Annotated in this window: 15 protein-coding genes and 1 pseudogene; 14 read left to right on the top strand and 2 right to left on the bottom strand. The window is 41.5% G+C overall.

Annotated elements, in window-relative coordinates; translation table 11 throughout:
- The first annotated feature begins 10 nt into the window (after positions 1-10).
- The 5 genes from HMPREF2794_RS18805 (at position 11) to HMPREF2794_RS18785 (ending at position 7,690) form a co-directional block, all read left to right on the top strand.
- Complete coding sequence (locus HMPREF2794_RS18805) at positions 11-553, top strand: RNA polymerase sigma-70 factor (protein ID WP_055269899.1); 543 nt, start codon at positions 11-13, stop codon at positions 551-553.
- A gap of 541 nt (positions 554-1,094) precedes the next feature.
- Complete coding sequence (gene rlmF, locus HMPREF2794_RS18800; RefSeq protein WP_055269901.1) at positions 1,095-2,018, top strand: 23S rRNA (adenine(1618)-N(6))-methyltransferase RlmF; 924 nt, start codon at positions 1,095-1,097, stop codon at positions 2,016-2,018.
- Positions 2,019-2,238: 220 nt separating this feature from the next.
- Positions 2,239-3,348, top strand: coding sequence for an efflux RND transporter periplasmic adaptor subunit (locus HMPREF2794_RS18795; protein WP_055269902.1), 1,110 nt, complete (start codon positions 2,239-2,241; stop codon positions 3,346-3,348).
- 6 nt (positions 3,349-3,354) lie between these two features.
- Positions 3,355-6,462: an efflux RND transporter permease subunit gene (locus HMPREF2794_RS18790; RefSeq protein WP_055269904.1), complete on the top strand. Its 3,108-nt coding sequence runs from the start codon at positions 3,355-3,357 to the stop codon at positions 6,460-6,462.
- The gene (locus HMPREF2794_RS18785) at positions 6,440-7,690 is read left to right on the top strand and encodes a TolC family protein (RefSeq protein ID WP_010537379.1); all 1,251 of its coding nucleotides are present in this window, start codon (positions 6,440-6,442) and stop codon (positions 7,688-7,690) included. The genes HMPREF2794_RS18790 and HMPREF2794_RS18785 overlap by 23 nt, the downstream gene beginning before the upstream one ends.
- A gap of 84 nt (positions 7,691-7,774) precedes the next feature.
- On the opposite strand, the pseudogene HMPREF2794_RS18780 reads toward HMPREF2794_RS18785, so the two are convergent.
- Positions 7,775-8,139: pseudogene (locus tag HMPREF2794_RS18780) on the bottom strand (MmcQ/YjbR family DNA-binding protein).
- A 194-nt stretch (positions 8,140-8,333) separates the two neighbouring features.
- Here HMPREF2794_RS18780 and HMPREF2794_RS18775 point away from each other — a divergent pair.
- The 9 genes from HMPREF2794_RS18775 to HMPREF2794_RS18735 all read left to right on the top strand — a co-directional run bounded on the left by HMPREF2794_RS18775 (position 8,334) and on the right by HMPREF2794_RS18735 (position 18,839).
- Positions 8,334-9,101, top strand: coding sequence for a GNAT family N-acetyltransferase (locus HMPREF2794_RS18775; protein ID WP_029425451.1), 768 nt, complete (start codon positions 8,334-8,336; stop codon positions 9,099-9,101).
- A 235-nt stretch (positions 9,102-9,336) separates the two neighbouring features.
- Positions 9,337-11,112 (top strand): helix-turn-helix domain-containing protein, encoded by a 1,776-nt coding sequence (locus tag HMPREF2794_RS18770; RefSeq protein WP_070752193.1) that lies wholly within the window; start codon positions 9,337-9,339, stop codon positions 11,110-11,112.
- A 72-nt stretch (positions 11,113-11,184) separates the two neighbouring features.
- Positions 11,185-11,547: a DUF488 domain-containing protein gene (locus tag HMPREF2794_RS18765; RefSeq protein WP_022300792.1), complete on the top strand. Its 363-nt coding sequence runs from the start codon at positions 11,185-11,187 to the stop codon at positions 11,545-11,547.
- A gap of 84 nt (positions 11,548-11,631) precedes the next feature.
- Positions 11,632-12,864: a Cof-type HAD-IIB family hydrolase gene (locus tag HMPREF2794_RS18760; protein WP_022300791.1), complete on the top strand. Its 1,233-nt coding sequence runs from the start codon at positions 11,632-11,634 to the stop codon at positions 12,862-12,864.
- On the top strand, positions 12,861-13,973 hold the full coding sequence (locus tag HMPREF2794_RS18755) for an isochorismate synthase (RefSeq protein WP_010537385.1): 1,113 nt from the start codon (positions 12,861-12,863) through the stop codon (positions 13,971-13,973). The genes HMPREF2794_RS18760 and HMPREF2794_RS18755 overlap by 4 nt, the downstream gene beginning before the upstream one ends.
- A gap of 26 nt (positions 13,974-13,999) precedes the next feature.
- Positions 14,000-15,667, top strand: a complete 1,668-nt coding sequence (gene menD, locus HMPREF2794_RS18750) for a 2-succinyl-5-enolpyruvyl-6-hydroxy-3-cyclohexene-1-carboxylic-acid synthase (protein WP_010537386.1) — start codon at positions 14,000-14,002, stop codon at positions 15,665-15,667.
- Positions 15,668-15,670: 3 nt separating this feature from the next.
- A complete protein-coding gene (gene menB / locus HMPREF2794_RS18745) occupies positions 15,671-16,495 on the top strand; it encodes a 1,4-dihydroxy-2-naphthoyl-CoA synthase (protein WP_010537387.1) in 825 nt (274 codons plus the stop codon).
- Positions 16,496-16,697: 202 nt separating this feature from the next.
- Entirely contained in the window at positions 16,698-17,723 is a 1,026-nt protein-coding gene (locus HMPREF2794_RS18740; protein WP_022300790.1) for an o-succinylbenzoate synthase, read from the top strand.
- A 12-nt stretch (positions 17,724-17,735) separates the two neighbouring features.
- Positions 17,736-18,839, top strand: a complete 1,104-nt coding sequence (locus tag HMPREF2794_RS18735) for an AMP-binding protein (RefSeq protein WP_022300789.1) — start codon at positions 17,736-17,738, stop codon at positions 18,837-18,839.
- On the opposite strand, the gene HMPREF2794_RS18730 is transcribed toward HMPREF2794_RS18735, so the two are convergent.
- The coding region (locus HMPREF2794_RS18730; RefSeq protein WP_139147275.1) for a sigma-70 family RNA polymerase sigma factor at positions 18,813-19,158 on the bottom strand (346 nt) is incomplete at its 5' end. The two genes, HMPREF2794_RS18735 and HMPREF2794_RS18730, sit on opposite strands and share 27 nt — an antisense overlap.

Here is a 19,158-nt window from a genome sequence, read left to right as displayed (position 1 = left end):
ATTGAAATAATTGGTACGCTCAGCCCCTTCGGTAACTTTCGATAGTATATTAAAAAAATACTACCCGATTCTTTGTGCGTATGGAAATAGGTTTGTGGACTATGAAGAGTCGAAAGAGATAGCTGGAGACGCTATTTTATGGCTGTGGGAACATCGCGAGACGCTTCAGGTCAAGACTTCTTTGGGCAGATATTTACTCAAATCAGTTTACCATAGATCTCTTAATTGTATAAAGCAAAGGCAACTGAAGAACCATGCTGATACTATGTTTTATGAAGAGATGGAAAAACTGATACATGACGTGGAGGCATACCAGTTTCAGGAACTTTCGAAAAGAGTGAAAGAGGCCATAGAGGCATTGCTTGCTTCCTATCGGGAGGCTTTTGTTATGCATCGTTTTACAAAAAAAAGCTATAAAGAAATAGCTGAGGATTCCGGGGTTTCAATAAAAACAATTGCTTACCGTATACAACAGGCAACAAAATTGCTTCGTAAAGATCTTGCAGATTTACTAACTACTATAATTGTTTGTATTATGTCGATAGTTCGTTGACTGTTGAACTTATTTTTCCGGCCGCAGACGCAGAAAAAAAGAACTTTCTTCAAAAAAGAATATTTAATTAATCAGAGAATGCTGTGATTGTATCGCAGATAAATAAAGAATAGAAAATCGCCTGCATTTGCTAAAATGAAAATCATCCTTTCTTTTATTTAAAGAATAAGCTGAATATATTGCTATGCTTTTACTTCTTTTAGCTGTCATTTGAATAATGAAATCTCTGGTAGATAGACATTGTGCTTAACTTAGTCTTTTCGGTATTTATGATTAACCAGTACGAAAACAATTTGCATATTGTTGCACTTATTTATGCATTTTTATTCTCTGTTTTGTTACTTTTAGTGCAACTGTATTTTGGATGTTATCTTAAAAATAGAACATTATTGTTTAGTAGTATATACCATGCTTGAAGTTGAATAGTGTCTCTCGAATGACGGAAAGTTATGTAAGAAGTAAAAGGAAGGTGTGTTGTATCCTCATTATTTGAATTAAAAAGTCATTTGCAGACAGAAAGATTCTCTGTATCTTTGCCGTCATGGCAGAAAGAAGTGAATTACATCCAAGAAACAAGCACAATGGGCAGTATGATTTTTCTCTATTGACGGAAAATTGTCCATCATTAAAGAAGTTTGTGCAGCTTAATCCTTATGGAAAACAAACAATAAATTTTTTCAATCCACAGGCGGTGAAAGCTTTAAACAAAGCGTTGCTAGTGACTCATTATGGTATCCGCTATTGGGATATTCCCAAGAACTATTTGTGTCCACCTATCCCTGGACGTGCAGACTATATTCATTATATTGCTGATTTGATTGATCCCGAAGGAGTAAATATGATGGTAAAAGAAGAATGTGACGACCAGCCAAGGAGACAGTGTAGATGTCTGGATATCGGTGTGGGTGCAAACTGTATTTATCCTATTATCGGGCATGTTGAGTATGGATGGACATTTGTGGGGTCTGATATTGATCCGCTATCTATAGAAAATGCACGAAAGATAGTGACTTGTAATCCTGTACTAGCGCATAAGATTGATTTGCGACTTCAGAAAGACAACCGGAAGATTTTTGATGGAATCATCGCTCCCGATGAATATTTTGATGTGACGATTTGCAATCCTCCATTCCATAGTTCGAGAGAAGAAGCGGAAGATGGGACATTACGTAAATTAAGTAGTCTGAAAGGGGAAACAGTAAAGAAAGCCAAACTGAATTTCGGTGGAAATGCGAATGAACTTTGGTGTGAGGGTGGAGAATTACGTTTTCTGCTGAATATGATTTCCGAGAGTCAGAAATACCGGGTAAATTGTGGATGGTTTACGAGTTTGGTTTCTAAAGAGAAGAATCTGGATAAACTATATGCTAAACTGAAAGTTGTACACGCATCGGAATATAAGATTATTCGAATGTATCAGGGTACGAAAAGTAGCAGAATATTAGCTTGGCGATTTGGGAAATAGAAAACTTTTTCTGGAATATTATCCGTTGAGGGATTGGCTTTTAGTCAATCCCTTATTTGTGTGTACACTCCTGGAATCAGATAGGTTGTTTTTAAAAAGAAAAATATGGTCTCTAATAAGATTCTAATAGGATTCTAACTATTCTCTAACAGGCCCTCCGAAAGAAGCCGTCTATCTTTGCGTCCGAAAATTCGGTTACTAACTTAACTTATGTTTGATTATGATGATGAAGAGAGAGTTACACATGTTCTTTGTTTGCAGTTTATTGTTTTTTACCGCATGTGGGAATAAGCAGGAATCAGAGCAAAAAAGTGGTTGTCGTATAGAAGGTGATACAGTCTATGTAACAGACCATTTCTTACTTGAAAAAATCAAAGTATCAGAGACAGAATCGGAACCCTATTCCAAGAAAGTGATAACATCCGGTATGGTACGTCCCATTCCTACCCGTTATGCTTACGTTGCTCCTCCATTTGCAGGGAGGGTCACAAAATCTTATGTACGAATCGGACAACCGGTACATCAGGGGACACCTTTATTTGAAATCAGTTCTCCTGACTTTACTTCCGCACAGAAAGAATATTTTCAGGCAGTTTCATCGAGGGAACTAGCGAAAAAAGACTTGAAACGTAAAGAAGACCTGATAAAGAATGGCGTCAGTTCACAGAAGGAACTGGAAGAAGCCCAGAATGCTTTATTGATAGCGGATAAGGAGTTTGAGAATGCTTCAGCCGCATTACGGGTATATCAAGTGGACAATCTTGGGGAAATGATATTAGGGCAGCCGTTGATTGTTCGTTCTCCTATTTCCGGTGTCGTGATCAAGGATAATATCGTTACGGGCCAGTATCTGAAGGATGATACGGAGCCGATAGCTATCGTTGCTGATTTGTCGGAGGTCTGGATTACAGCTCAGGTAAAGGAAAAAGATATCCGGTTTATAAATGAAGGCAGCAGTTTGGATATAGAAATTTCAGCATTACCCGGTACGGTTATTAAAGGTAATGTATATCACGTAGAGGAGGCGGTAGATGAAGAAACCCGTTCCATTCAGGTGCTTTCGGTCTGCGATAATTCGGGCGGACATTTGAAATTGGGCATGTATACTACTATGCATTTCCTGAGTGCTCCGGTCGAACAAATTCAAATTCCGGAAAAAGCATTATTACAGGGCGAAAAGGATAGTTATGTATTTGTGCAGATTGCTCCGGCAATTTTTGTACGGACGTCGGTGATGGTGGAGACAACAGAAAACGGAATAGCTGTAATTAGCCAAGGACTGTGTCCCGGAGATAAGATAATCAGTGAGGGAGGATATTATTTAAAATAAGAAATTATGAAGAAGGAATTAATGCTTTCAATTATACAGAAAAGATGGGTAATGCTTTGCTTGTTTGTGGTGATGTGTATCTTTGGATATTACTCATGGAAACAGCTTTCGATAGAGGCTTATCCGGATATTGCAGATGTCACTTCTCAAGTTGTCACTCAGGTGCCCGGGCTTGCTGCGGAAGAGGTGGAGCAACAGATTACTATTCCGTTGGAACGGGCCATTAATGGTCTGCCTGGTATGCACGTCATGCGAAGTAAAAGCACGTTCGGACTGTCGATGATTACCATTGTCTTTAAAGACGGGACAGAAGATTATTGGAGTCGCCAGCGTGTACAGGAAAGGTTGAATGAAGTAGAACTACCCTATGGAGCTACTTCGGGACTTGATCCGCTGACATCCCCTGTGGGAGAAGTGTACCGTTATATCGTGGAAAGTGACCAACATTCATTACGTGAATTAACCGATCTTCAGAACTGGGTAATTATTCCGCGTATCAAAGAAGTGTCGGGAGTAGCCGATGTGACTAATTTCGGCGGTATCACAACTCAGTTTCAGGTTGAAATAGACCCTTCCAAATTGGAACAATATAATTTATCTCTCAAACAGGTTATTGAAGCTATTGAAAATAACAATGCCAATGTAGGGGGGAGTGTGTTGAATCGTGGCGATCTGGGTTATGTGGTCCGGGGAATCGGATTGATCGGGAACTTGGATGACTTGGGGCATATTGTAGTGAGTACCACTTCCGGAGTTCCTGTCTTTCTGAATGACATCGGTTCCTTGAAATATGGAAATCTTGAAAGAAAGGGAGTTTTGGGGTATACAGACCGTACCCGCGACTATTCTGAAAGTCTGGAAGGAATCGTACTTCTTCTGAAACATGAGAATCCGTCTAAAGTATTGGAAGCTGTTCATACGGCGGTTGATGAATTAAATAATGAAACATTGCCGGAAGGAGCAAAGATACACACTTTTCTGGATCGTACCGATTTGGTGGACACTACTTTGAGCACTGTGTCTCATACCTTGTTGATGGGGATGGGTTTGGTAGTTCTGGTGCTTATATTGTTTCTGGGTAACTGGCGTGGCGCATTATTGGTTTCTATAACGATTCCTGTATCGTTACTTATCGCTTTTATTCTTATGCATCTGACGGATATTCCGGCTAATCTTCTGTCGCTTGGCGCTATTGATTTCGGTATTATCGTAGACGGCGCTATTGTTATGCTGGAAACGATCCTCAAGAAACGTGAAGATAATCCAGAACAATACCTTGAAGAAAAAAGCATCGCACAGCGTGCCAAAGAAGTGGGACGTCCTATTCTTTTCTCGACCATCGTTATTATTACGGCATATCTTCCGCTATTTGCCTTTGAACGTGTAGAACGCAAGCTTTTCACCCCAATGGCATTTACGATGAGTTATGCGATGGTTGGAGCACTTTTGGTTGCACTCTTATTGATTCCGGGACTTGCCTATGCCATATATCGTAAACCACGTAAGATATATAAGAATAAATGGCTGGATAAACTAAAAGATGAATATACTTGTATCGTTACTGGAATTTTGGAAACACCCTCAAAGGTCATTATGTCATCAAGCCTGGTCTTGGTAGGAGGCATAGTATTGAGTGCCGTTGTAGGAAAAGACTTTCTTCCGGAGTTGGATGAAGGTTCAATTTGGCTGCAAGTTAATTTGCCACCCGGAATTTCAGTAGAAAAGTCACGGGAGTTGTCCGATACCTTGCGTGCCCGTACAATGAAGTACTCCGAAGTTACCTATATGATGGTACAAGCAGGAAGAAATGATGACGGAACCGACCCGTTCACTCCTTCTCACTTTGAGGTATCTATCGGCATTAAGCCTTATGGGGAATGGCCGAAGGGAAAAACTAAAAAAGATTTGATTAACGAACTGGAGGAAGAATACAAGTCACTTTCAGGTTTTAAAGTCGGTTTCAGCCAGCCTATGATAGATGGGGTGATGGATAAAATAGCCGGGGCCCATAGTGAACTGGTAGTGAAAGTATATGGCGAAGATTTTCGTGAAACACGCCGTATTGCTGAAGAAATAACCCGGGTGTTGGGGACTGTGAAAGGTGCTGTCGATCTGGATATTGATCAGGAACCGCCTTTGCCGCAGTTACAGATTAGTATGAATCGTGATGCCATAGCCCGTTATGGCTTAAATGTATCTGATGTGGCGGATCTGATTGAAGTGGCTATCGGAGGTAAGGCGATTGCACAACTTTATCAGGATGACCGCCAGTATGACATCACTTGTAAGTATAAAGAAGAGGCGCGGAATACTCCGGAGAAAATAGCCGGACTTATGTTGACTTCTTCCACCGGTGCTAAAATTCCTCTTTCCCAGGTAGCTGATGTCAGATTGAGTCTTGGGGAGAGTACGATAACCCGGGAAATGAACAGACGGCATCTGACGGTAAAGCTGAATCTGCGTGGTCGTGATCTGGCGTCTTTTCTGAACGAAGCCCAAGCGACGATCAATGAGAATGTACATTATGACAAGAATAAATATACTGTCAAATGGGGTGGTGCTTTCGAAAATCAGAAGCGGGCTTATACACGTCTCTCCGTCATTATACCACTGACACTGGTGGGGATGTTTATACTGCTTTATGCCACGTTCGGAAAATTCCGGCAGGCGGGACTGGTATTATCTATTGTCCCTTTAGCACTTTTCGGAGGTATGCTTGCTCTTAATGTGCGTGGTATGACGCTGAATGTATCTTCTGCTGTAGGATTTATAGCGATGTTCGGACTTTCCATACAAAATGGAATTATCATGGTATCGCAGATCAATGGATTACGTATAAAAGGTATGGAACTCCGGAAATCGGTCATAGAAGGAGCGCGTCAACGTTTCCGCCCTATTCTGATGACTTCGGTTACTACGATACTCGGGCTTTTTCCGGCTTCGTTGGCAACAGGAATCGGTAGTGACGTACAGCGTCCGCTGGCAACAGTGATTGTATATGGATTGATGTTTTCAACACTTGTTTCCATGTTTCTGCTTCCGGCTTTCTATTATTTGGTTGAGAACAATGTTTTAAATAAAAAGAAGAACGATGAAAAAGAATATACGTTATAATGTGCTGCTTCTGTTGTTAGTTGTGGAAGTTGCGCTTATTCCGGCTTTTGCTCAAATGGCAGAAGTAAAGCCGGCTCAGTCTATTTCTTTCGAAGAATATCTGAATAGGGTAGGAAAAAATAATCTGAGTTATTTAGCTGAAAAACTCAATGTAAGTATAGCTGATGCAGAAGTGGTTGCCCGGAAAATATTCCCGGACCCTGAATTGGAGTTTGAAGCGGGTAATGAGACTTTTTCTTTGGGAGTTTCTTATTCATTAGAACTGGGAAATAAAAGAGGGGCACGTATTAAGTTGGCACGGACCCAGGCGGAGTTGGAAAGACTTGTTTTGCAACAAGGCTTTCAGGATTTGAGGGCGGAAGCTGCCGATCTTTTTCTAGATGCAATTCTTCAGCGCAACTTGCTTGAAGTACAAAAAAGTTCTTATGAGTATATGTATCAGCTGAGTCAGTCAGATAGTTTGCGTTATGTTTCGGGAGAGATTACCGAGAATGATGTCCGACAGTCAAAACTGGAGGCTCTTACTTTGCTTAATGCTGTTTACAGTCAGGAAGCAGTCTATCATTCTGCTCTGATTCAGTTGAATAAACACATGGGAATGGCTGCTGATACACTTCATGTTCCTTTGGGAAATTGGGAGAAGTTGAGCAGAGACTTTGCCCTGTCTGATCTGGTCGAAGCAGGACTAAATAATCGTATCGACCTGCTTGTCGCTCAAAAGAGCACGGAACTTACTACCGGGGAATATAAACTGACGAAAGCGGAACGAAAACCTAATATCGGAGTTTCGGTTTCTTATGAAAGAGACTGGAAAGGTTTTCTTCCTCCGGCTCGCTCTACTACTGCAGGTGTCTCCATTCCTCTGACATTCTCGAATATTAATAAAGGAGCTGTAAAAGCTGCAAAATTCCGAATTGCCCAGTCGGAAATAATGGAAAGAGACATGGAATTGCAGATACAGGCAGAGATAGCTCAGGCTTGGTTTTATTATGAGGCTGAGAAGAAAAAGGTGGCTCAATATAGAGCCGGGGTACTTGAAGATTCGCAGAAGGTACTCAATGGCATGGTATATAAATACAAACGGGGAGAAACAAGTATTCTCGATGTACTGGTTGCCCAGCGTACTTACAACGAGGTGCAACAGGAGTATCTGGAAACAATGAAAGGGTATGCTGCTTCGTTAGTGGCACTGGAAAAAGCATGCGGTATATGGGATATACGTTTTTGAGCGTTGAATAATCTGACTTTGCTGCTGGAAGAAGCAGCAAAGTCAGATATATACACTTGCCAGTCAGCAGCTTCGTTTTTTGTGCTAAATCATTGTGTGATATTCCTCTTGCTTTTTTTAGGAAGCTTTTTGATCACTTCTTCCACTGAATGGTCAATCAGTTCTTTGATAAGTTTATCATCCAGATCGCTTTCCAGATAGATACTTATCCAATATTTTTTATCGGAGTGATGCCCGAAAAAGATACCGTTATACTTCTCCATTAGCTCTGTAGATTTTTCAGGGTCACATTTCATATTAGCCCAAAACTCCCCATTCTTAGGTCGCAATCCTGTATAGGTAAACATCTTTCCCATCACTTTAAATACTAAGGTATCTTCGTCAAACGGCATACACTCCGTCGCCCCTTTTACAGACAGGCAATATTCTCTCAACTCTTCGATATTCATGATATTATCTCTAATGTATTTTCAAAAGACAAATATACCCATTTAAGTTTATCCGCTGATCTGTTTCCAAAACTTTAATCCGTAGTACTGTGTCATTTTGACGAGACAGGGCAGTGCTTAATTACTTTTGATTATGTATCTTTGCCGTTGCAAGAGCAGATGTCCTTGATTTATATACCGATAAATAGAATATGATGGAAGCGAAGTATATCACCCTGACTAAAGAAAATATAGAAAAAGAACACATTTGCTGTGCTTTCTCCGATAAGAAATGCAAGGACAGCTATGAGCTGAAAAAAGCATGGCTGAAAAAAGAGTTTGATAATGGTTATATTTTCAGACGGCTTGATGAGCGGGCAAAAGTGTTTATAGAGTACGTCCCTGCCGAAAAGGCGTGGATTCCTGTGACTGCTCCTAATTACTTGATGATAAACTGCTTTTGGGTATCGGGACAATATAAAGGACACGGACATGCTAAAGCACTACTACAATCCGCCATTGATGACGCCAGGGCGCAGGGGAAAGAGGGGTTGGTTACGGTAGTTGGTACATCAAAGTTTCATTTTATGAGCGATGCGAAATGGCTGTTACGGCAAGGATTCGAAACAGTCGAAAAACTTCCTTATGGGTTCAGCCTTCTGGCTCTGAAGATAAATCCGGCGGCTCCCGATCCAGCTTTTAAAGATTGTATATTAAGTGGAGTATGTGCGGATAAAGAAGGAGTAGTGGTTTACTATACACATCGTTGTCCGTTTGCAGAATTTCATGTTCGTAATTCGTTGGTGAATGTCGCTGAAAGTAAAGGTATTCCATTGAAAATAATTAGATTAGAGACGATGGAACAGGCACAGGATGCTCCTACACCAGCCACTATATTCAGTCTTTTCTATAATGGGAAATTCGTCACGACTGACTTAAGTGCATGCATTGACAAGCGGTTTGATAAAGCGTTAGGACTCTAATCTCTTATATTTTAGTATATGTTGTTTTTATTCAGTACTTTCGTGGTGTCTCCATAGGATGTGCGGATTCGGCTGAAAATTAAACTTTTATGGGGTTGTGCAAATGGTGATGAGTCAGTAAATTATAGTTTTACAATCACTAATGTTTCTTATTTCACTTCATTCCAATATATTCAATTCTTGCATTTTATAAAACTATGTTTTATTTTTGGGGAATAAAATTATTGGGATTATAATGAAAGGTATTCACTTGGTTGTTTGTGTTTGTTTGTTTTTATTTGTGTTTAACCAGTTCCTTTTTGCCGACAAAACTATGGAAAGTGATTCACTATATACCTATAAGTATATAAATGGGATCTATATGTCAGAGCCTGAACGTGCTTTAAATTTGTTGGAAGGTGCTGAAAGTAAAAAGACTCTGCCTCTGCGTATTATAAATGAATTACGCAGTAAGGCTTATCGTAATATGTATATGACTAAATTAGCTTTTGTGTATGCAAGGAAGTCATATTTATTAGATTCCATATCTCAGAAAGATCCTAAGCATTTGCTGAAGATGACAGTTGATTTGGCAGAACTGGCTCTGTTGATGAGTGATCATAAAGAGAGTATGAGATACGCTCTTGGTGGTCTTAAATTGGCACAAAAAGAGAAAGATAAAGGAGCGGAGGGTAAGTTGCTGTTTTGTATTGGTGAAAATAAATGGCAATTATCTTTCAAGGAAGAGGCGTATGATTATTTTGACAAAGCTATCAAACAGCTTCAAGGTGCGGAAACCAAATTGGAAATGGCTATGCTTTCATACTTCTATGGGATGAAAATGGATTATCTGCTAAATGATTCCCGGACTGAAGAAGCATTGGAGGTGGGGCTGAAATGTGAAAAACTGCTGAAAAGTATAGCTCGATTACCTGAAAAAAATGAAGCCTTTCTGGATTTGCAATATACTTATTTGTATGCTAAAATGTCATATATTTGCTATCTGGAAGGGAAGTATGAACAGGCTGAAAAATATTACCAGCAGTATTTGTCTACAAAGAATGCATATACCCCTGATGGTCAAACCTATGGAATCCCTTATCTGTTGAAATCGAAACAATATCGGAAAGTAGTAGATCGATGCCAGGATTTTAAGAAGCTTATGCAGCAGCAGCAGGATACTGTTAACTTACAGTATATTAGTATTCTTCAAAAAGAAGTAAAAGCTTATTTAGGACTGAAGGATTTTGAAAAAGTAGCCGCTTTGCGTGAGTCTATTATATCTATTACTGATAGTGTAAATAGTAAGGATAAACAAAATGCAGCTTTGGAATTAGACGCTATTTATAAGGCTACTGAGCAGGAGGAATATATCGCCGAACAGACTTTTCAGCTAAGAGTCAGAAACATATCACTTGCGTTTTTGGGATGCATTACTTTTCTGACATTATTTATGTTATGGCGGATATGGCGGCATAGCACGATAGTCAAGTATAAGAACAAAATGCTGGCGAAGTTTATTAATGAAAAACTGGCTCGGAAAGAAGACGCTGATGAATTATTGATAGAGGAGGAAACTGAAGATCCGGTAGTTGTTCCGTTGGACTTGGAACCAGACGAGGAATCATCAGAGAAAAATGATTTGTCTTTAGATGAAGTTTCCGAAAACCATGATGAAGAAGAGGCTGAGAATAAGAAAATTTTCAAAGACTTGAATCGTATCGTGGTTCAGGATCAATTGTATCTTTCTCCGGAACTGTCAAGAGAGGATCTGGCTCAGATTGTACACTTGAACAATGCGCGCTTTGCCCGGATGATAAAGGAAAATACCGGAACCAATTTCAATGGATATGTTAACGAACTTCGTATTAACTATGCAATTAAATTATTGAAACGGCATCCCAATTATACCATTCGTGCGATAGCCGATGAAGCCGGGTTTAATAGTACGCCTATTTTGTATAGTATGTTTAAGAAAAAAACGGGTATGACTCCCTATGAATTTAAGAAAGCGCAGGAGTCCTTAGGTTGATTTTGGCTTTTTCGTTAAACAAATTTCCGTTTTCTCGGTTTATTCTAATAATAAACTTAAATATAAACGGAAATGGTGCAAGTTAGGATAAAGCGAGTGTACGAAGACTTTTCAGAGAGAGATGGATATCGGGTGCTGGTAGATAAGCTATGGCCGCGCGGAATTAAAAAAGAATGGTTGAAGTACGACTACTGGGCAAAAGATATAACGCCTTCCGCTGCATTGCGCAAATGGTTTCATGAGGATATTCCGGGACACTGGAATGACTTTGTTGTGATGTATCAAAAAGAACTGGAAGCCTCTCAGGCTGTTGCCGATTTTCTGACTCTTATCAAACCTCATCCGGTGGTGACTTTGCTTTATGCGTCCAAGGAACCGGTGTACAATCATGCCCGAATCCTTCGTGATTATCTGGAAATACATCTGAAAGAGTGAAATTAAAGTAATTTTTATCTCTTTCCGCTTTCAGTCGTTCACTCAATTTCCTACCTTTGTAATCTAAATCAAAATCGTGTATCCATGAAGTATAAATTATTAGTTCTTGATGTAGACGGAACGCTTCTCAATGATGCAAAAGAAATTAGTAAACGTACGTTAGCTGCCTTGCTGAAGGTTCAGCAGATGGGAGTACGTATCGTGCTGGCATCCGGCAGACCTACTTACGGTCTGATGCCTTTGGCCAAATCCCTTGAACTTGGAAATTATGGTGGTTTTATTCTCTCTTATAATGGTTGTCAGATAATTAATGCGCAAAACGGAGAAATTTTGTTTGAACGGCGGATTAATCCGGAAATGTTGCCTTATCTGGAAAAGAAGGCAAGAAAGAATAATTTCGCACTGTTCACTTATCATGATGATACGATTATTACAGATACTCCGGAGAATGAACATATCCGGAATGAGGCCCGGCTGAATAACCTGAAAGTGATAAAGGAAGAAGAGTTTTCTGCGGCAATCGACTTTGCTCCTTGTAAGTGTATGCTGGTCAGCGATGATGAAGAATCGTTGGTCAGTCTGGAAGGACATTGGAAGAGACGGTTGAACGGTGCTTTGGATGTTTTCCGTTCCGAACCTTATTTTCTGGAAGTAGTACCATGTGCGATTGATAAAGCCAATACACTGGGTGCTTTATTGGAGCAACTGGATGTGAAGCGTGAAGAAGTCATAGCTATCGGTGATGGGGTATGCGATGTAACCATGATTCAACTGGCCGGATTGGGAGTAGCCATGGGGCATTCTCAGGATTCTGTAAAGGTATGTGCGGACTATGTGACTGCTTCCAATGAGGAAGACGGAGTGGCTGTAGCTGTCGAGAAGGCAATTATAGCGGAAGTTCGTGCAGCGGAGATTCCGTTGGATCAGTTGAATGCGCAGGCACGCCATGCGTTGATGGGTAATTTAGGTATTCAATATACATATGCCGATGAAGACCGCGTAGAGGCAACGATGCCTGTAGATCACCGGACCCGTCAGCCTTTCGGCATTTTGCATGGAGGAGCTACACTTGCGTTGGGAGAAACAGTTGCCGGACTTGGCTCGATGATTCTCTGCCAGCCGGATGAAATCGTGGTAGGAATGCAGGTCAGCGGAAATCATATTTCTTCTGCACACGAGGGTGATACGGTACGGGCGGTAGCGACGATCGTACACAAAGGACGTTCTTCCCATGTGTGGAATGTGGACGTTTTTACTTCAACCAATAAACTGGTGTCCTCCATACGAGTAGTCAACAGTGTGATGAAAAAAAGATGACCGACGAAAAAAAGAACTTGACAACTATTGATGCACTCATTCAGCGGAAACAGCCATTTGCTGTTTATCGTGTTCCGGGGGAGAGATTTCCTCGTCTGTTGACAGAAGACACCGGAGCCGTCCGCTTGATTTACGATTTGAAAGAACTGAACGGACAAAGGGGATTTGTGATTGCTCCGTTCTGTGTAGAGAAGTCATGTCCGATTGTATTGATACAGTCGGATAAGACAGGGCAGCCACTGCCTGTGGAAACCGATACGGATGAAGAGGAAGAACTAAACTTGCAAACCTATCCGAAGGAATCTTTTTTAACCCTTTGTTCAGAGAAGTATGCGACCTGTTTTCATACATTTATCGAAGCCTTGCGTGATGCTACTTTTGATAAACTGGTGCTTTCCCGAAGTCTTACTATTGGAAAGCATCCGGAGTTTTCCCCTTCAGCCGTTTTTCGTGCTGCCTGTCAACGCTATATTCATTCTTATATTTATCTGTGTTACACTCCTCAGACTGGCATTTGGCTGGGAAGTACTCCTGAAATCATATTGTCGGGCGAAAAAAATGAATGGAACACAGTCGCCTTGGCAGGAACCCAACCTTTGCTGGATGGTAAACTGCCGCAAGAGTGGGATGATAAAAACCGTCAGGAGCAAGATTATGTAGCATCTTATATTCGTCGCCAGCTTCTCTCGTTGGGTATTCATTCTACAGAGAAGGGACCTTATCCGGCTTATGCCGGTGCTTTGTCGCATCTGAAAACCGATTTTCATTTCTCATTGAAAGATAATAGAAATCTGGGCGATCTTCTGAAAGTTCTTCATCCGACTCCTGCCGTATGCGGACTGCCTAAAGAGGAGGCTTATCGGTTTATTCTGGAAAATGAAGGATATGACCGCAAGTACTATTCCGGTTTTATAGGCTGGCTCGATCCGGAAGGACGGACTGATTTATATGTGAATCTGCGCTGCATGCACATTGAAGACGAACAGCTGACACTTTATGCGGGTGGCGGATTGTTATCCTCTTCGGAGTTGAATGATGAATGGCAGGAAACGGAAAAAAAATTGCAGACGATGAGGCGTATTCTTGTGTCTGCCCCCCATAATGATTAATCACTAACAAGCTAATCACTATCAATATGTATTCGGATAAGAAAAATATACTTCAGCTAGTTGCACTGCTTGAGGCGCATGGAATTACGAAAGTAGTGTTGTGCCCCGGTAGCCGTAATGCACCTCTTGTGCATACATTGTCTACTCATCCGGGTTTTACTTGTTATGCTATGACGGATGAACGGAGTGCCGGTTATTTTGCAATGGGTCTTGCACTGCATGGCGGGCATCCTGCTGCCATTTGTTGTACTTCCGGTACGGCGTTGCTCAATCTTCATCCTGCTGTGGCAGAAGCGTACTATCAGAATATTCCTCTAGTCGTTATCTCTGCCGATCGTCCTGCTGCCTGGATCGGACAGATGGCCGGACAGACTTTGCCACAACCCGGTGTTTTTCAGACATTGGTCAAGAAGTCGGTAAACCTGCCGGAGATTCAGACAGAAGAAGATGAATGGTACTGCAACCGCCTGGTAAATGAAGCTCTGCTGGAGACGAACCATCATGGAAAAGGTCCGGTACATATTAATATTCCTATTTCCGAACCCTTATTCCAGTTTACGGTGGAATCGCTGCCCGAAGTACGAGTTATCACGCGCTATCAGGGGTTGAATGTATACGACCGGGATTATAATGATCTGATCGAACGGCTGAACAGGTATCAGAAGCGGATGATGATTGTCGGTCAGATGAATCTGATTTACTTGTTTGAGAAGCGGCATACCAAATTATTGTATAAACACTTCGCCTGGCTGACGGAGCACATTGGTAATCAGACAGTGCCCGGTATTCCGGTAAAGAATTTCGATGCGGCGCTTTATGCAATGCCCGAAGAGAAGATCGATCAGATGACTCCCGAGTTGCTGATTACCTATGGTGGACATGTCGTTTCCAAGCGATTGAAAAAATATCTTCGCCGACATCCGCCTAAAGAACACTGGCATGTATCTGCTGATGGAGAAGTGATTGATCTTTATGGTTCTCTGACTACCGTTATCGAAATGGACCCATTTGAGTTTCTGGAGAAAATAGCTCCTTTGCTCGATAACCGTGTGCCGGAATATCCTCGTGTATGGGAAAATTATTGTAAGACCATTCCCGAACCGGAATTCGGATATTCCGAGATGTCGGCTATCGGTGCATTGATAAAAGCATTGCCGGAATCCTGTGCATTACATCTGGCAAACAGTTCTGTGATCCGTTATGCCCAGTTGTATTCGCTGCCTTCTACGATTGAAGTGTGCTGCAATCGGGGTACCAGCGGTATCGAAGGATCATTGTCTACGGCAATAGGATATGCCGCAGGTTCGGATAAACTGAATTTTATAGCTATAGGCGATCTTAGCTTCTTCTATGATATGAATGCTTTGTGGAACATCAATGTCCGTCCCAATTTACGTATTCTTCTGTTGAATAACGGAGGGGGGGAGATATTCCATACATTACCCGGACTGGATATGTCGGGTACTTCGCATAAGTACATCACAGCTGTTCATAAAACATCAGCCAAAGGATGGGCAGAAGAACGCGGATTCCTTTACCAACGGGTAGAGAACGATGAACAACTCGCCGAAGCGATGAAGACCTTCGCACAACCGGAGGCCTTGGAACAACCGGTTCTGATGGAAGTATTCACCAATAAGAACAAAGATGCGCGTATTTTGAAAGATTATTATCATCAACTAAAACAAAAATAGATTATGCCAACACAAAGAGAATGGACAACCATCAGAGAATACGAAGATATTCTCTTTGATTACTATAATGGAATTGCCCGTATTACTATTAACCGTGAACGTTATCGAAATGCATTTACTCCGACTACAACGGCAGAAATGAGTGATGCACTGCGTATTTGCCGGGAAGAAGCGGATATTGATGTGATAGTGATCACAGGTGCCGGTGACAAAGCTTTCTGTTCGGGTGGTGACCAGAATGTGAAAGGGCGTGGCGGATACATAGGCAAGGACGGTGTTCCTCGTCTGAGTGTTTTGGATGTACAGAAGCAAATCCGCAGTATTCCTAAACCGGTAATTGCTGCTGTCAACGGCTTTGCTATCGGAGGCGGACATGTACTTCATGTGGTATGCGACTTGTCCATTGCCTCGGAAAATGCAATCTTCGGACAGACCGGCCCTCGCGTGGGTAGCTTTGATGCCGGATTTGGAGCGTCTTATCTGGCGCGTGTGGTAGGACAGAAAAAGGCACGCGAGATATGGTTCCTCTGCCGCAAGTACAATGCACAGGAAGCTTTGGATATGGGATTGGTGAATAAAGTCGTCCCATTGGAGCAACTGGAAGATGAATATGTGCAATGGGCGGAAGAAATGATGCTGCTCAGTCCGTTGGCTTTGCGTATGATTAAGGCCGGACTGAATGCGGAACTGGATGGTCAGGCAGGTATTCAGGAACTGGCAGGAGATGCGACATTGCTTTACTATCTGACAGATGAGGCTCAGGAAGGAAAGAATGCATTCTTGGAGAAACGCAAACCCAACTTTAAGAAATATCCGAAGTTCCCTTAATTTAAAAAACAATTTATGCTATAAAAGATGTATGAGGTCAGCTTCCGGGCTAAATAAAAACATGGTTATCTTTTGAGAATTTCTCTTTATGTTTTAATAATTTCCCTTTATAAATTGTAAAAGGGAAAACATGTTTTTATTGTTTGGAGTTATTCTGCTGAGATAGTAATCATATTTTTTATAGCATTCTTTTTTATTGAAAATGAATTGTAAGATAGAAATTGTTCCTCGGTTGCTTCATTTCAAGCAACCTGCAGGAACCTCGCGAGGCGTATATACTACGCGGAAAGTCTGGTATGTTCATTTTACTTCGCCAGAATTTCCCGGACGTGTGGGAGTGGGGGAATGTGCTCCGTTACCCAAATTGAGTTGTGACGATCTCCCGGACTACGGGAAAAGACTGGCTGACGTATGCCGATGGGTAGAAGAACAAGGAGGAAAGCTGGATGGAGAGGCTTTACGTGATTACCCCTCTATTCTTTTTGGACTGGAGACTGCTATCCGGCACTTTTTTGAAGGTACTTGGGCTTTATGGAATACAGCTTTCTCACGTGGAGAGGCAGGTATTCCTATAAACGGACTTATTTGGATGGGAGATTTTGATAAAATGCTTGTCCAGATTGAAGCAAAAATGAAAGAGGGATTTCGCTGTATCAAGCTAAAAATAGGAGCTATTAACTTTGAAGAAGAGTTAGCTTTGCTCCGTCATATACGTGCCCATTTTTCAGCTGGAGAAGTTGAGTTACGTGTAGATGCCAATGGTGCTTTTTCTCCGGTTGATGCAATGGAAAAGCTGAAACGTCTTTCCGAACTTGACATACATTCTATTGAACAACCGATCCGCGCCGGTCAATGGGAAGAAATGGCACGTCTGACTTCAGAATCCCCGTTACCGATCGCATTGGACGAGGAGTTGATAGGCTGTAATACCTTGGAAGGAAAACAAAGACTTCTTTCAGCCATCCGTCCGCAGTACATTATTCTCAAACCTTCCCTTCATGGTGGGTTTACAGGGGGAGAAGAATGGATTGCAGAGGCAGAAAAGCGAAATATAGGCTGGTGGGTAACCTCTGCTTTAGAGTCGAATATAGGTCTGAATGCCATTGCACAATGGTGCGCAACTTTTAATAATTCGCTTCCACAAGGATTGGGAACAGGAATGCTTTTTACTGACAATGTAGATATGCCCCTTGAAATAAGAAAAGACTGTTTGTGGTTTTGTAAATGACGACTCCCGACAATGATATTTGACCGGCAAAAACAACGTTTACTGTTAGAGGGAAGAGAATATACTCCCGATGATATAAGCAGACTTCTGGCAGAGGGCGAAAATGCATATCCTTCTGCCATACGAGATTTGTTCCTTTTTCTTCGTGAGTGGTTTAATGATTCACCCTTTATGAAGGTTCATACCTCCGGCTCCACTGGTACGCCTAAAGAATTAACCGTTCGTAAGGAGCAGATGATGCAGAGTGCACGTCTTACCTGCGAATTTTTAAATTTGCAACCGGGAGATAAAGCGCTGCTGTGTATGAATCTTCGTTATATAGGAGCAATGATGGTAGTGGTGCGGTCTTTGATTGCAGGTCTGAATTTATTTGTCCGTCCTGCTACCGGTCATCCATTGGCGGATATCAACGAATCATTGAAGTTTGCAGCCATGGTCCCTTTACAAGTTTATAATACGCTTCAAGTTTCTGTAGAAAAAGAACGGTTACAGCAAACGGATATTCTGATTATTGGTGGCGGAGCAGTTGACAGTGCTTTAGAAGCAGAAATCAAAAGACTTCCGGGAGCAGTTTATTCTACTTATGGCATGACTGAGACATTATCTCATATAGCCCTTCGCCGGTTGAACGGAGCATCAGCTTCAGAACACTATTATCCTTTTTCTTCCGTCAGGTTATCTCTGTCTTCTGAAAACACGTTGGTCATTGAAGCACCTCTTGTTTGCGATGAGGTTTTGCAGACAAATGATATGGCACGTATCTATTCCGATGGAAGTTTTATGATTTTAGGACGGAAAGATAATGTGATCAACAGTGGAGGAATTAAAATTCAGGCAGAAGAAATGGAGAAACGACTCCAGTCATTGATTGATGTACCCTTTGTCATCACTTCGGTTCCGGACCGGCGTTTGGGACAGGCTGTAACTTTATTAATAGAAGGACGGTTGCATTTGACAGCGATAGAAGGCAGGATACAGGCTGTGTTGGAACCGTATTATCGCCCCCAATATATCCGAATGGTTAATCATATTCCTCGGACGGAAAATGGTAAGATTAATCGTGCAGAGTGCCGCATTTTGGCACAGAACTTACATCTCGGGGGAAAGGAAGAATAAGAGTAAAGGTAGATAATCTTTCAATTCATTTCGTAAAAGTTCCATAGTCTTTTGTTTGTACCGGTTGATGGATTTTACACTGAGGTTCATTTCTTCTGCAATCTCTGCATGTGTTTTACCTTCGAAGAAACTTTTGTGAAAAACTGTGCGATAGTTTTCCGGGAGTTTGTTCAAAGTATCGTATAGCATTCTGTATAACTCATCGAGTGTATATACACTATCTGATTCTGTTTCATAGAGAGGAGCTTTCTTCTGGATTGTTTCGGCATAACTCCATTCATACTCCTGATGTTTCAGAAAGTTCAGGCAACTGTTTTTT

Source organism: Bacteroides sp. HMSC067B03 (assembly GCF_001811315.1).
In the GTDB taxonomy this organism is placed as follows: domain Bacteria; phylum Bacteroidota; class Bacteroidia; order Bacteroidales; family Bacteroidaceae; genus Bacteroides; species Bacteroides faecis.
Note: the sequence above shows the minus strand (reverse complement) of the source record. Positions and strands in the feature narration are given on the sequence as shown.